Annotated in this window: 12 protein-coding genes; 8 read left to right on the top strand and 4 right to left on the bottom strand. The window is 38.4% G+C overall.

What is annotated here, in order from left to right:
• Positions 1-80: 80 nt before the first annotated feature.
• Together istB and istA are read right to left on the bottom strand one after the other, a co-directional pair.
• Positions 81-836, bottom strand: coding sequence for an IS21-like element helper ATPase IstB (gene istB / locus L641_RS0102875; RefSeq protein ID WP_008108839.1), 756 nt, complete (start codon positions 834-836; stop codon positions 81-83).
• A 14-nt stretch (positions 837-850) separates the two neighbouring features.
• Entirely contained in the window at positions 851-2,395 is a 1,545-nt protein-coding gene (gene istA, locus L641_RS0102870; RefSeq protein WP_024600838.1) for an IS21 family transposase, read from the bottom strand.
• A 368-nt stretch (positions 2,396-2,763) separates the two neighbouring features.
• Between istA and L641_RS0102865 the strand changes: the two genes are divergently transcribed.
• Genes L641_RS0102865 through cas6f form a run of 4 tightly spaced genes read left to right on the top strand, consistent with a single transcriptional unit; the run spans position 2,764 to position 6,802 of the window.
• Positions 2,764-3,126 carry a hypothetical protein gene (locus L641_RS0102865; RefSeq protein ID WP_024601067.1) on the top strand — a complete coding sequence of 121 codons (363 nt, stop codon included), beginning with the start codon at positions 2,764-2,766 and terminating at the stop codon, positions 3,124-3,126.
• A 3-nt stretch (positions 3,127-3,129) separates the two neighbouring features.
• The gene (locus L641_RS0102860) at positions 3,130-5,178 is read left to right on the top strand and encodes a type I-F CRISPR-associated protein Csy2 (RefSeq protein WP_013465401.1); all 2,049 of its coding nucleotides are present in this window, start codon (positions 3,130-3,132) and stop codon (positions 5,176-5,178) included.
• Positions 5,178-6,206, top strand: coding sequence for a type I-F CRISPR-associated protein Csy3 (csy3, locus tag L641_RS0102855; protein ID WP_013465400.1), 1,029 nt, complete (start codon positions 5,178-5,180; stop codon positions 6,204-6,206). Before L641_RS0102860 ends, csy3 begins: the two co-directional genes overlap by 1 nt.
• The gene (gene cas6f, locus L641_RS0102850) at positions 6,203-6,802 is read left to right on the top strand and encodes a type I-F CRISPR-associated endoribonuclease Cas6/Csy4 (RefSeq protein ID WP_013465399.1); all 600 of its coding nucleotides are present in this window, start codon (positions 6,203-6,205) and stop codon (positions 6,800-6,802) included. The genes csy3 and cas6f overlap by 4 nt, the downstream gene beginning before the upstream one ends.
• A 390-nt stretch (positions 6,803-7,192) precedes the next feature.
• Here cas6f and L641_RS0102845 read toward each other — a convergent pair whose 3' ends face one another.
• On the bottom strand, positions 7,193-7,477 hold the full coding sequence (locus L641_RS0102845) for a hypothetical protein (RefSeq protein ID WP_013465398.1): 285 nt from the start codon (positions 7,475-7,477) through the stop codon (positions 7,193-7,195).
• 282 nt (positions 7,478-7,759) lie between these two features.
• Here L641_RS0102845 and L641_RS23450 point away from each other — a divergent pair, with 282 nt between their 5' ends.
• From L641_RS23450 to L641_RS0102825, 4 genes are all read left to right on the top strand, one after another.
• Positions 7,760-8,452: an AHH domain-containing protein gene (locus L641_RS23450; protein ID WP_013465397.1), complete on the top strand. Its 693-nt coding sequence runs from the start codon at positions 7,760-7,762 to the stop codon at positions 8,450-8,452.
• Positions 8,449-9,036, top strand: a complete 588-nt coding sequence (locus L641_RS0102835) for a hypothetical protein (RefSeq protein ID WP_013465396.1) — start codon at positions 8,449-8,451, stop codon at positions 9,034-9,036. The genes L641_RS23450 and L641_RS0102835 overlap by 4 nt, the downstream gene beginning before the upstream one ends.
• Before the next feature lie 35 nt (positions 9,037-9,071).
• Positions 9,072-10,907, top strand: coding sequence for an AAA family ATPase (locus L641_RS0102830; protein ID WP_013465395.1), 1,836 nt, complete (start codon positions 9,072-9,074; stop codon positions 10,905-10,907).
• A gap of 153 nt (positions 10,908-11,060) precedes the next feature.
• Positions 11,061-11,663, top strand: a complete 603-nt coding sequence (locus L641_RS0102825; RefSeq protein ID WP_013465394.1) for a hypothetical protein — start codon at positions 11,061-11,063, stop codon at positions 11,661-11,663.
• Positions 11,664-12,134: 471 nt separating this feature from the next.
• On the opposite strand, the gene L641_RS0102820 is transcribed toward L641_RS0102825, so the two are convergent.
• A partial coding sequence (locus L641_RS0102820) for a transposase (protein ID WP_024601066.1) occupies positions 12,135-12,578 on the bottom strand: 444 nt, incomplete at its 5' end.

Below are 12,578 nucleotides of genomic sequence, written 5' to 3'. Positions count from 1 at the left end.
TGCGTATTCCGGTGATGGTGAACACCGATTCCGGTTTTATCGTGAACACTTAAATTCCACGCATTGGGTTCATGACATTTTTAACCTAAGTGTTCACGATGGTCAATTTTAGATTGAATTTTTCTCATAGACTCCCCCTTTAATTTTATCCGATGAGCATTGTGCATTAGTCGATCTAAAATGGCATCGGCTAAGGTATTATCGCCGATGGATTGATGCCATTCTTCGGTGGGTAATTGACTGATGATGGCGGTTGATGAACTGCCGTGCCTATCATCCATGATCTCCATTAAGTCATTTCGTTGTGCCGCTTTAAGTGGCTCAAGCCCCCAATCATCTAAAACGAGTAAGTCGATCTTAGCGAGTGACTGTAACATTCGACTGTAAGTGCCATCTGCTTTGGCTTGTGTCAGCGCAAGCATCAACCTTGAGAGTCGGTAATATTTAACGCTGTAGCCTTTCATGCATCCTGTATGCGCAAGCGCACAAGTGATATAGGTTTTACCGCTACCGCAAGGGCCTGTGATCAGTAAGTTTTGTGATTTATTCAGCCAATCACATTGCAGTAGCGATGCCATCATCGATTGATTGAGACCTCGCGGGTGATGATAATCTATGTCTCTGGCGTTAGCGGCTAATTTAAGTTTTGCCGCTTTAAGTAAGCGTTGTTGTTTTCGGCTCTCTCGGTCTTGGGCTTCACTGTCTGCTAGCAGTTGTAGTCGCTCATCGAAGGACAACCCTTCATAAGTACTTGGTTGTTCCATTTGGCTCACTAAGGCGTTGGCCATACCACTGAGTTTGAGTTGACGAAGCTGAGTTATCGTTTGTTCTAACATAGAATTTCCTTACCTTAATGGAAGCTTTTAGGACCACGGATATTTTCATGGGATTGTGGCAATAACGTCGACGGCTCTTCTTGCGTTCGCGGCAATTTATCTTGGTTGCTACTGAGTATGTCTTTGATATGTTTTAACCGATATAAACTGTATTGATTGGCTATCGCACAGGCGTTATTGAGCCGATCGGCGGGATAGCTTCTTGATAGGTTGAGTAAGCCTAAGCACACACGATACGCTTGTTCTTCATGTTGTTTCTGTGCCAATTGTGCTTTCACCCAGAGCAAAACGTCATCTCCAATATCTTTCGCCCAATTCATTAAACGCCCTGGTGACCATTTATGATGCTTCTCATGCTTTACAGGCATGTGCTCGGATGTGGTGGTCATGCCCGGATGATATTTTCTCGGGTGACTGGTGATGCGTTTATGCTTGAAATAAGCCTCAATCAAGTTGTCTTTGGCATGAAGTTCAAGCTTTTCACCCACCAAGTGATGGGGTACCGAGTAAAGATGGTTATCATACTGAACGTGATAATCAATATTCACTTTGACGTGTTTAATATCCGTGAATTGATAAGCTAGTTTGGGCATGGGCGCGAGGGCGGGTTTGTCGATTGACTCGAACCATGATTGTCGTGTCCCACTCAGTTGCTTAAAGGGCTTATTATTGACCTCAAGCAGTAAGGCTTTGATGCAATGGTTTAGCTCAGCTAATGAGAAAAAGGTTTGGTGTCGTAACTTGGCGAGTATCCAGCGTTCAATGATTTGCACGCCCACTTCGGCCTTGGCTTTATCTTGTGGTTTTCTGGGACGAGCAGGCACAATCACGGTGCCATAATGCGCGGCCAATTGCTGATAACTCGGGTTAACATCAGGGTCGTAGCGACACGCTTTACTGACACCACTGCGTAAATTATCGGGGATAACCATGTCAGGTATACCGCCGATAAATTCAAATGCTCGCACGTGACTGCCGATCCAGTCGGGTAGACTTTGGCTCCAGGTTGCTTCACAAAATGTATAATTTGATGCGCCCATCACCGCCACGAATATCTGGGCGAACTTCACTTCACCCGTCGCATTACAAACAATGGGCATCGTTTGACCCGCATAATCGACAAAGAGTTTTTCTCCTGCTTTATGCACTTGTCGCATCGAACGTTTTTGCTTTTTAAGCCAGGTCATATAGCGATCGCAGAACTGAGAATAGCTGTAACAACGATTCGGATATTGCTGAGTATATTCTTCCCAGAGTAAGTTCTTGGTGACGCCTTTGCCCGTTAATTCTTTTCGAATGGCTGGCCAATCTGGCACTTCAAATCGCTGGGATGGCCGAGTGTCGGCGCGAGGATAGAACTGACTAGCAAGCACAGAATCATCAAGCTCGTCGGGCAGTGGCCAACTTAACGATAAAGCTCTGGCTTTAGTGAGTAGTTTTTGAATACCACCGACACTGATCTTAGTGCTGGCACTTATTTTTCTGACACTGAGTTGGGCAGCAAAATGTAGCCTCAACACTTCTCGAATTTTACGCATTGTGATCCTCTTAGTCGCCATATCCCTTCCTCAGTAATACAAAAAGGAAATAGCTTAACAAAGTAATTAATAATCAATGCGTTGAAATTGTACTGGTTTGGTGTGAACACCGATTCCGGAAAATCAGTCAAAAGTGTTCACGATAAAACCGGAATGAGCGTTCACGCTAAAACCAGAACGGGTGTTCACGATGGGCCGGAATCACTGTTCACGATGCTCCGGAATATGCAAAGGTTAAACAACTTGATGTAAGTGATGCTGACTTTAACCGTACTTTTGTTGATTACTTTAGTACTTGGCCTGAAAGCCTTACCACTGAATTAGATTTACTCACAAACAATGCGCGGCTTAAGCAACTTAACCCTTTTAATAAAACTAAGTTCAACTCTGTGTATGGCAATGTGATCCGTGATGCTCAGATAGCTGCAACAAGTAACCGTAAAAACAAAGTTCTTGATGAGATTATTAATTATTTTGTCGAATTAGTTGATAGTAACCCTAAAGCTAAACATCCAAATATTGCTGACTTACTGCTTTGTACTTTTGATACCGCAGTATTATTAAATACCACTACAGAGCAAGTTTACAGGCTTCATCAAGAAGGCTTTTTAAACTGCGCTTACCCACAAAAAAAGCACGAACAGCTCAGAGCTGATAGCCATGTTTTTTATTTACGCCAAGTAATTGAACTACAGCAAGCATTCGCAGCTGAAAAGCCTCAAACAAAAAAACAATTTATAGCGCCGTGGTAACTTATGAACTTACAAGATGCACTTGCAATTGAATCACTAAAAGAAAAAACCACAACACTTAGAAAGTTGTTTGCTCCATACATGCCTCATGTTGCGGTAGATGGTTTTGAGGAACAAGCGCTGACTGTGCTCATTAACCTAGTTTATAAGCGAAGTGAGATTGATGATTTAACAAGTGTAAGAACTGCTAAAAGTGTATTACGCGATGAAGTGTTATTGAGTAAGTGCATTAACGAAGTAAAATGGTTTCATACTCATAATTTAAAATACCCTGATATACGAGTAAGCCATCAGCGTTTAATTAGTAAGGTCGTAAGTGAAGATATTGCGGGTATTTGCAGTCGGTCATTACCTTTGAGTTTTGGATGGTCGCACAACAGTGCTGAAATTAATCATGCAAAGCTATTTTTAACCTCTTTTAATTGGCAAGGTGGAGTAACTTGTTTAGCAAAGTTACTAATAACTGAGGAGCCTGTTTGGATTAATTTAATAAGAGCATACGGGTTTTCTAAAAAGGCGGTTTTAGACATAGCTGGTAAAATAAAACAGCAATTGCCAGTAGCAGAGCTCCCATTAGAAGTGAGCTCTTTTTCACTACAATTACAAATGCCATACCTGCAAAGCTACCTTGCGGTTACGCCTGTAGTAAGCCACGTAATGCTAGCTAAAATTCAGCAATTAACAACAGAGCGTAAATTAAACTCTGGTTTAGTTGAGCACTCAAGACCTGCCAATGTTGGCGACTTAGCAAGCTCAGTAGGTGGTAATTTAAGAGTGTTGCGCTACTTCCCTAAAACATATTCTAAGGCTATTAACCGCTCTAAAGTAGCCAATAATGATATTGAGAAAGCATTTAAAGTTCGTGCGCTATTAAGTAGTCAATTTCAACAGGCGCTTTTGGTATTGGTAGACATTAAGCAGTTTAATACATTGAGGCAAAAACGATTAGCGCGAGTAGCGGCTATTAGGCAAGTCCGTGTTAGTTTGCAGTTATGGCTTGATAACATTCTTGAAGCTAAAAATAACGCGCAAGAGCAATCTTACCCTGATTGGGCAAAGCATTACTTAGATCAGAGTATTACTAACTGTATTAGCCAATTTAGTAACATACTAAATGAAAGCCTTGGTAATTTAAGTAAGCTCAAACGCTTTGCATATCACCCTAATTTAATGGGGCTGTTTAAAACGCAGTTAAACTATGTGTTTACTCAGTGTGCAACTGAAGAAACATTAAATGATGAGCAAATAGTGTATGTACATTGCCAAGATATGCGAGTGTTTGATGCCGAGGCAATGGCTAACCCGTATATTCAAGGTATGCCGTCACTTACTGCTTTAAATGGGCTTGCTCATAACTTTGAGCGTAAGCTAAAAAACTTTATAGACCCTTCAATTAAGTGTATTGGCAGTGCCATTTACATTGAAAACTATCAACTACATACGGATAAACCATTACCTGAACCAAGTAAGTTAAAACAAGTTGCTGGCCGTAGTCATGTAATAAGATCAGGAATTATCGATAAACCTAAATGTGACATAACACTCGATTTAGTGTTTAGGCTTTTCGTACCAAATACTGAGTTGTTAGATAAGTTAAATAGTCAGTTTATAAAGCCTGCACTACCATCTTCATTTGCAGGCGGGACTATGCATCCACCTTCGTTGTATCAAAATATAGACTGGTGTCATGTACATACTAAACCGAGTGAGCTGTTTAAAAATATAAAGGCAAAAGCGTTAAATGGCAGTTGGTTGTACCCTTCAAAAAAAGTAGTTAAAAGTTTGGAACAATTGATAGATGCGCTTAACGGTAACTTTAATCTAAGACCCGCTGCAATTGGGTTTGCTGCGCTTGAAGAACCCGTAAAGCGAGATACAGCATTACATGAATATCATTGTTACGCTGAGCCCGTAATTGGATTGTTAGAGTGTGTTAGCAATACGTCAGTTAAGTATGCAGGGGCTAAGCAGTTCTTTCATGACGCATTTTGGGTTATGGATGTTCAAAAAGAGTCTATGCTTATGAAAAAGTCTAAGTTTGAGTATGAATAATGCAATTACCTCGGCACTTAAGTTACTCGCGTTCGCTTTCACCCAGCAAAGCAGTGTTTTTTTATAAAACACCAGAGTCTGATTTTGAACCGCTACAAATAGAACAAAATAAACTAGTTGGGCAAAAATCAGGATTTGGCGATGCGTATCAAAAGCAAAATGTGGCTAAAAATTTAGCGCCACAAGATCTTGCTTTTGGAAACCCTCAAACAATTGATGTGTGCTACGTGCCTCCAACAGTAAAAGAGCTATTTTGTCGTTTTTCACTCAGGGTTGAGGCCAATAGTATTGAGCCTCATGTTTGTGATGATCCTAAAGTTATTTATTGGTTAAAACGTTTTTTTGAAACCTATAAAAAGCACAATGGCCTTAATGAAGTTGCTACCCGTTACGCAAAAAACATACTGATGGGAAACTGGCTTTGGCGTAACCGTCAATCACCGAATGTTGATATAGAAGTACTTACTGAACATGCAGCCCCGATTGTTGTTGAAGGTATACAAAAGCTAAAGTGGCAGGGCAATTGGCAAAATAATCAAACAGCGCTAATAACATTATCAGAAGCTATTCAAGAAGGGCTTAGTAACCCTCAAAGCTACTGTTATTTAGATATAACAGCAAAAATTAAAAATGCATTTAGCCAGGAGGTTCACCCAAGTCAAAAGTTTGTAGATACTGTTGAACAGGGCATGTCATCTAAACAACTTACATACACTCAAGTAGGCGATAAAAAAGCAGCAAGTTTAAACTCACAAAAAGTAGGGGCTGCTATTCAAACTATTGATGATTGGTATGAGGGAGGCTACAAACCTTTGCGCACCCATGAGTATGGTGCAGATAAGCAAATATTAGTTGCACACAGAACACCTAAGACCCATTCAGACTTTTATTCATTACTCCCGCGTATTGCTTTGCATATTAAGCACATGGAAAAGCATGGTTTAGAGCAAAGTGAACAATCAAACGCGGTTCATTTTATTGCGGCAGTGTTGATTAAAGGTGGCTTATTCCAAAGGAGCAAAGGTTGAAGCGCTATTATTTTACCATTACTTATTTACCCAAAAATTGTGATGTAAGCCTTCTGGCTGGGCGTTGTATTGGCATTTTGCATGGGTTTATGAGTTCGCGTGAAATTAGTAATATAGGTGTGTGTTTTCCTAAATGGAATGAGCAAACAATAGGTAATGAAGTAGCGTTTGTATCGACAGATAAAAAGCAATTAATGAATCTATCTCAACAAAGCTATTTTGAGATGATGGCTCATGATAAGTTATTTGGCTTATCAAAAATACTCGAAGTACCAACAGAGCAAAATGAGGTTATGTTTATTCGCAACCAATCAGTAGCTAAAGCTTTTGTTGGCGAAAAGCAAAGGCGGTTAAAACGCGCTAAAAAAAGAGCTGAAGCCAGAGGTGAGGTTTATAATCCTGAATATAAATTTGAGGCAAAAGACATAGGCCACTTTCATTCAATACCCGTATCAAGCAAAGGCAACGGGGAAAATTTTATACTTCATATACAAAAAATTGAGAAAGCTGAACCCATAAATAATCACTTTAACAATTATGGCTTTGCTACAAATCAAACATTTCAAGGCACGGTTCCCTCTTTGAATATCCAATAAAATTAGTTACAGAACAGTAATAATAATTCCAATAAGTTATGCTACTAGTTAGAAGTAAGGGTGAATCATATAAAAGTCACTTAACAGTTTGGTATTTATAGAAATTTAAACTATTTTTATAGTGAACTGCCGAATAGGTAGCTGGAAATTGAGTGCAAGAAAGTAGAGGGGAATTGGAATTGTGAACTGCCGAGTAGGTAGCTGGAAATTTAGAAAATAGTCGTGTAGTTCCTACACGTGTATCTTCTGCCGAATAGGCAGCTGAAATTAGGCCAGGAAGTAAACAACCACAACTTGTGACTTTTAACTGCCGAAAAGGCAGAGGCTAAATAAAAAGACCCCAGCAAACGCTGGGGTCTTTTTATTTGAATTCGATTAAGGTATGAGCTATCAGTGTTTATTCATACTTGAGCTATTTTTTGTTTCACAGATAATTTTATCCTTACCATCTAAGCCATAAAATTTTTCGTTACCGCTCAGTTTTTCAAAATGCTTAGAAAAATCCTGTTCTAAATTAGAGTTTATAGCTTCATCAAAATCATCCATAAATACAGCTTGTTCAGCGGCGCTAAGATCATCTATCGAAAGCCGACCATTTAATGCAGCTTTTACATTGTCGCAATCGAAATTCGCCGATTCATCTATGGTGTTGCTGGTTTTTATTGTTTTAGCCATATTAAACTCCCAAAATATAAAAGATGATGTTATCTAACCATAACTTAATTCTAAAAATTTGCGAAGTTCGGCTATGAGCTGTGAGTTCAACCATTCGATGCAACACACAGATAACCAGTCAGTCAAAAATTGTGTTGTATGAAGAGGAAATTTGACCGCTATGTAATTCATTGTAAGCAATAAAATGATCGCAACTATTAGGTGTGTAACGTTTATAATTGCACCTCAATAGTCTATTTGCTATTTTACGCGCTAATAAAAGGAAATTTTAAGGATTTAAGGATGATTCAACTACAGCGCTACCCAATGCCAGATCGACCAAGTAACCCCAGCCCTTTAGAAATGGCTATTTATAATTATGAATTACTAGCCAAAAAACACTACGACGATAAGCGCCGTAAATCTGCTGCATCTAAGGAAAAGCTACAAAGAGATTACGACCACTTACAAAAAGAACGTAAGCGTTTAGAGCACTTGCTTATCGCGCAGCAAAGCTTAGAGTCTTACCGCGCAGAAAGTGAAGGGAGTTCTGTTAAGGAGCTAGCAGAAGAAGAACATCATCCTACTGAAAAACTTGCTAAGTTTTTACGAGCGGCAGGCGAGCCAAAACCGACTTCATATCATGAAGCACATCATATTGTTTGTGGTAAGGGGCGTTATAGACAACGCCTTACATATGCTGCGCGTTTAAGAATGCATTCGTTTGGTATTGGTATTAATGATCCAACGAATGGGGTATGGCTAAGAAACTTTGAAAAAAATAAGTCAGATGATTGGGCTACGCCTGACACTGTTTCTCACAGAAGGCTGCATCGCCATAATTATGAAGTTTGGGTGTCTACTAGTTTAAGAACCAAAGTAAATAAGCTCGATTTCATAAATGCATTACGAGGCGTGAAAATAAAAATTAAAAATCATATGATGCCAGCCAGCGTAATGATGCGTAAAAATGCTAATTGGGATGGTAAATCATGAAGTTGTTCTCGTTAAAGCCTGTTACTAATTCTTACGACATGGTTGAGTGGGACATACTTTCATTCGCTGAAAAAATACAACCAATATTGCCATCTAATCAAGATGCTTGCATGTTTCTACTTGATATCCATATGAATAATGACTCTTTATTAGAGTATTGGCCTGAAGGTTATGAGTTGTCTTTTTTACCTGGTTATCTAAAAGATAACTACGATATAAGTATCATGGATGGGTTTATCGCTCTTCGGATGAATGCTTATGAAGCTTTAAAAGATTTATTAGCGCCTTTAGGTGAGTTTATTGAAACAAAAGCTGATGGTGAACCTATTGTAATCTTTAACTTGCGTACATTTGGACTAGAAGATGAAGGAAAATGTGAACGCGAATATTTAGATGGTTATCCTTTAGATTATATCAAGATTGCTTTCATAAATGATGATGTAAAAAATAAGCCTGTTTTTAAGAGTAAATTTACAGGTGGTTCTCGTTTGTATTGTACAGATAAGTTTAAATCTGCTGTAGAAGATAATGGATTAACGGGTGTTTATATTGACGAAGATCTCGATAATATTTTTTCTAATTAAGTTAATTTAGAAAATGTTACTCAAAAGGATTTAAGATGATTCCAAAAATCAAGAAATTAATAATCAAAAACTTTGGTTGTATAGGAGCTAATGAAGTAACTGTAGATATTGATAAGATAGTTGTTTTAGTTGGTGCTAATAATGCTGGTAAAAGTACTATTTTGAGAGCTTTTGAAGTCGTTACAGATTGCTTGAAATTAGAACAAGATGATTTCCACAATAAACAAGTTACACCTGAATCTTTTCCGGAAGTTGAGGTTTATTCTTTAGCAACTGATGAAACGAAACCTGGTGATGAGTGGTGCTTGGAACAAGATGATGGGATGTTACTTGTAAGAGAAAAATGGACTTGGAATGGAATCAATGTTGAGCCCGTACGTGTAGGGTTTAATGTGAACTTAGGCCGCTATGCTCAAAAAGGTGATGATGAAACTATGCCTTGGGGTATGAATAACAAGGCTAAATCTAAAAGACCGAAACCTCATAGGGTAAGCACATTTGATGACCCAGAAATTCAAGCGAGAGCAATTAAATCACTTTTGAAAAGTTTACTAGATGAAGGAATTAAACAGTACAAAGAAAATGATGCTGATGAAAAGACTGTTTATGAAAAGGTATTAGATTCTTTGGACAAGCTACGAAAAGATACAAAGGTAACTCAAAATCAAAGTGTTCAAAATTTAGAGGCAACTGCAAACGAAATAATCGGAAAAATATTTCCAAACCATGAATTATCAATTCTAGCTCCTGAGAGCAATTCTACTATCAAAGTGGATTTGCTAGGAGATGAGTTCGACGTTCAAATGGGGGCGATAGGTGGCGAAAAATTTCCTCTGAATAAACAAGGAAGCGGAAGTCGAAGAACTGCTTTGTGGACTATTCTCAAACTTTTAGCTGATAATGGCATTAAAGCTAAAAATACAACATCTAAGTCGGCAAAATCTCAGCATGAAAAATTGGGAAATAATACGTCTCACGTATTATTGTTGGATGAACCAGAAGTAAGCTTACACCCAACTGCAATAGATAGTGCCAGAGATGTTCTGTATTCGTTACCAGAAAGTGATAATTGGCAAGTAATGATAGCTACACATTCACCAAACTTTATTGATCTTAGTAAAGACCATACAACGGTCATTAGGGTTGAGAAAAATGAGCACCGAAACATAAAAACAACCACTCTATATAGACCAGAAGATGCGAGTTTAGATGATGACGACAAAGAAAATTTGAAGTTAACAAATTTATTTGACTCTCATATTTCGCAAGCTTTCTTTGGGGGGAGAGTCCTAGTTGTTGAAGGTGATACTGAATATTCAGCATTTGGTTACATTAAAGATAAAGAAACCTCTAATGATAATTTTGAATATCATGATCTTAATATTGTAAGAGCTAGAGGTAAAGTAACTGTAGCGTCAATGATGAAAGTGTTAAATCACTTTAAAGGTCAGTACTTCGTTTTACATGATACAGATACACAAAAATGTATGTCGAAACGAAGAAATAAAGAGAAAAGCAAAGATGGTTGCATTGCATACGATGTGTTTGAAATGAATAATCCAGCGTGGACAAATAATGGGAAAATACAAGCTCAGATGCAACCTGAATCAAAAGTGGTAGCATCAATAGTTAACTTTGAAGAGGCTTACTTTTCAGAAACAGTTGCAAATGATAAACCTGAAAACTGTATTAATAATATCAAAACAGATCCAGATATGTATTCCAAAATTAAGCAGTTGCTAGATGCGATTTTGGAAAAGGACGGCGTTAAGCTACCAAGTGGTGCCATTGCTTGGGCTGATATTAACGAACTTGATGTTGCGGTAACAAACTATCAAAAATCTGTTCAGCATATTCACACAGAAGACTAGCGATATAACAAACGCATTAAATCTGACGTCACACATCGTGCGATTTTTTGCTTAGAAAGAAAATGACGCAAAAAAGCGTCCAACACGTTCCGCAGCTTATGAGGGCGTTATATACTAATTAACTATACAGAGTCACTACAAAGGGAGTAATAAGTGAAATTAAGATACGATTCTATAAACCAATATAAAAGTCCTCAAGAACTCATATTTAGGCTTAGGTTATGGACAGATCCAGCATTTAAGAAACCACCAATTTTAATGGCTTCGCAGCAGGTAGGCTGGAATGGTATTTCGGTTGTTAATGCTTCGGAAGGTATATACAGTTATTTTATGTCTCAAGATATTCTAGCTTCAATAAAATCTGAAGAGCAAGACGTTATCAAGAAAATTACATCCTTCGACTTAATGGGTGTTTTATCAAAGCTACAACAAAGTTTATCGAATGGAATGAATACAGCAGGTAATATAAATGATGAATTATCGGCTTTGATGTGGTTGGGGCCCAAAATCGGTCCGAGTTTGAATGATGCAAAAAATCATATTATTGAGTATTACAACGAATCTGAACAACATAGTTTAGCTTTTGAAAACGTCAAATTTATTGAGCATTATCCATCTCAGGCAGGGCATGTCCAAGACTGGTTTACACAAGAAAAATTCTTCGTGATTAGTTACAAAGAAGGATTTAGAGATCAAGAATGTATTGTTATGACTCATGATGCAATGCAACGAGAGTATGGGATTAAAGGCATATAACAAACTGCTCAAGAAGGGTTCGCAACGCGTGGCGTTTTTACTATGCGTTGAATTTAGTGATTAAGGTAGTACGCGGCGGGATCTGTATTGCGTTGCTCACTCCTAAGCAGGGCATTATCAATGTCCTCAAATAGCACTCAGTCAATAGTCGGTATAGAGTGGTTTAACTTTCAGTATAAAGCAGTTATTTATATCGCTAACGGGTAAATTGGGCTGTTTCTGGTAAATTCATTATTTTTGTCGGATGGCGAGGCTCCGCCACTTGTCCAACCTACATTAAAAGGTAGGTTGGTTAAGCCGAAGGCGCCACCCAACAGGCTTTCAAATTCACTTTTTATCCGAACGGCACAGACTGTGTAAAAACTAATTTTTAATAAATTGTCTTGGGTATGTTCTTAGTTTAAAACCATCTAGGATGGTTGCGATCGATTTTTTCTCAGTATTGCAATTTTCTCCGCGCGAGCGAAACTGCTATAGCAACGCTACTCTAATCGCTTTACTTAGACCATTAACTCCCATAATTGTGAGCATTCTTCTGAAGTTGTAAGCCAGAACATGAAGACTTATTTCTGTACTCACGCTTTTTAAACCTCGTGTTAGTAAGTGGGTAGCTCCCATCCAGAGTTTAATTGTGCCAAAGGGGTGCTCAACAGTTTGCTTGCGATGAAGCATCAATTCAGGTTCATTCTTTAGCTTTTGAAGCATTTCTTCTGTCAGAATCTCATGCACCCACCGCCTTATTCGCCTAGGGTCTTTTTTAGAGTTAGTGCACTGACTTCTTATTTTACAATCTCGACAAGCAATGTGATTGAAGTAAACATCAAGGTATTTACCTTGCTCAAATACCTGCATTCGATTTTGAAGTTCATTACCAGCGGGGCATAAGTAAATATCTTTATTTGCATCGTATTTGAA

It is taken from the genome of Pseudoalteromonas sp. TB41, assembly GCF_000497975.1.
Taxonomy (GTDB): domain Bacteria; phylum Pseudomonadota; class Gammaproteobacteria; order Enterobacterales; family Alteromonadaceae; genus Pseudoalteromonas; species Pseudoalteromonas tetraodonis.
Note: the sequence above shows the minus strand (reverse complement) of the source record. Positions and strands in the feature narration are given on the sequence as shown.

Excerpts from the sequence above, each read along its gene's own strand:
- istB (WP_008108839.1), bottom strand. The coding sequence starts at position 836 with ATGTTAGAACAAACGATAACTCAGCTTCGTCAACTCAAACTCAGTGGT.
- istA (WP_024600838.1), bottom strand. The coding sequence starts at position 2,395 with ATGGCGACTAAGAGGATCACAATGCGTAAAATTCGAGAAGTGTTGAGG.
- L641_RS0102860 (WP_013465401.1), top strand. The coding sequence starts at position 3,130 with ATGAACTTACAAGATGCACTTGCAATTGAATCACTAAAAGAAAAAACC.
- csy3 (WP_013465400.1), top strand. The coding sequence starts at position 5,178 with ATGCAATTACCTCGGCACTTAAGTTACTCGCGTTCGCTTTCACCCAGC.
- L641_RS0102845 (WP_013465398.1), bottom strand. The coding sequence starts at position 7,477 with ATGGCTAAAACAATAAAAACCAGCAACACCATAGATGAATCGGCGAAT.
- L641_RS23450 (WP_013465397.1), top strand. The coding sequence starts at position 7,760 with ATGATTCAACTACAGCGCTACCCAATGCCAGATCGACCAAGTAACCCC.
- L641_RS0102835 (WP_013465396.1), top strand. The coding sequence starts at position 8,449 with ATGAAGTTGTTCTCGTTAAAGCCTGTTACTAATTCTTACGACATGGTT.
- L641_RS0102830 (WP_013465395.1), top strand. The coding sequence starts at position 9,072 with ATGATTCCAAAAATCAAGAAATTAATAATCAAAAACTTTGGTTGTATA.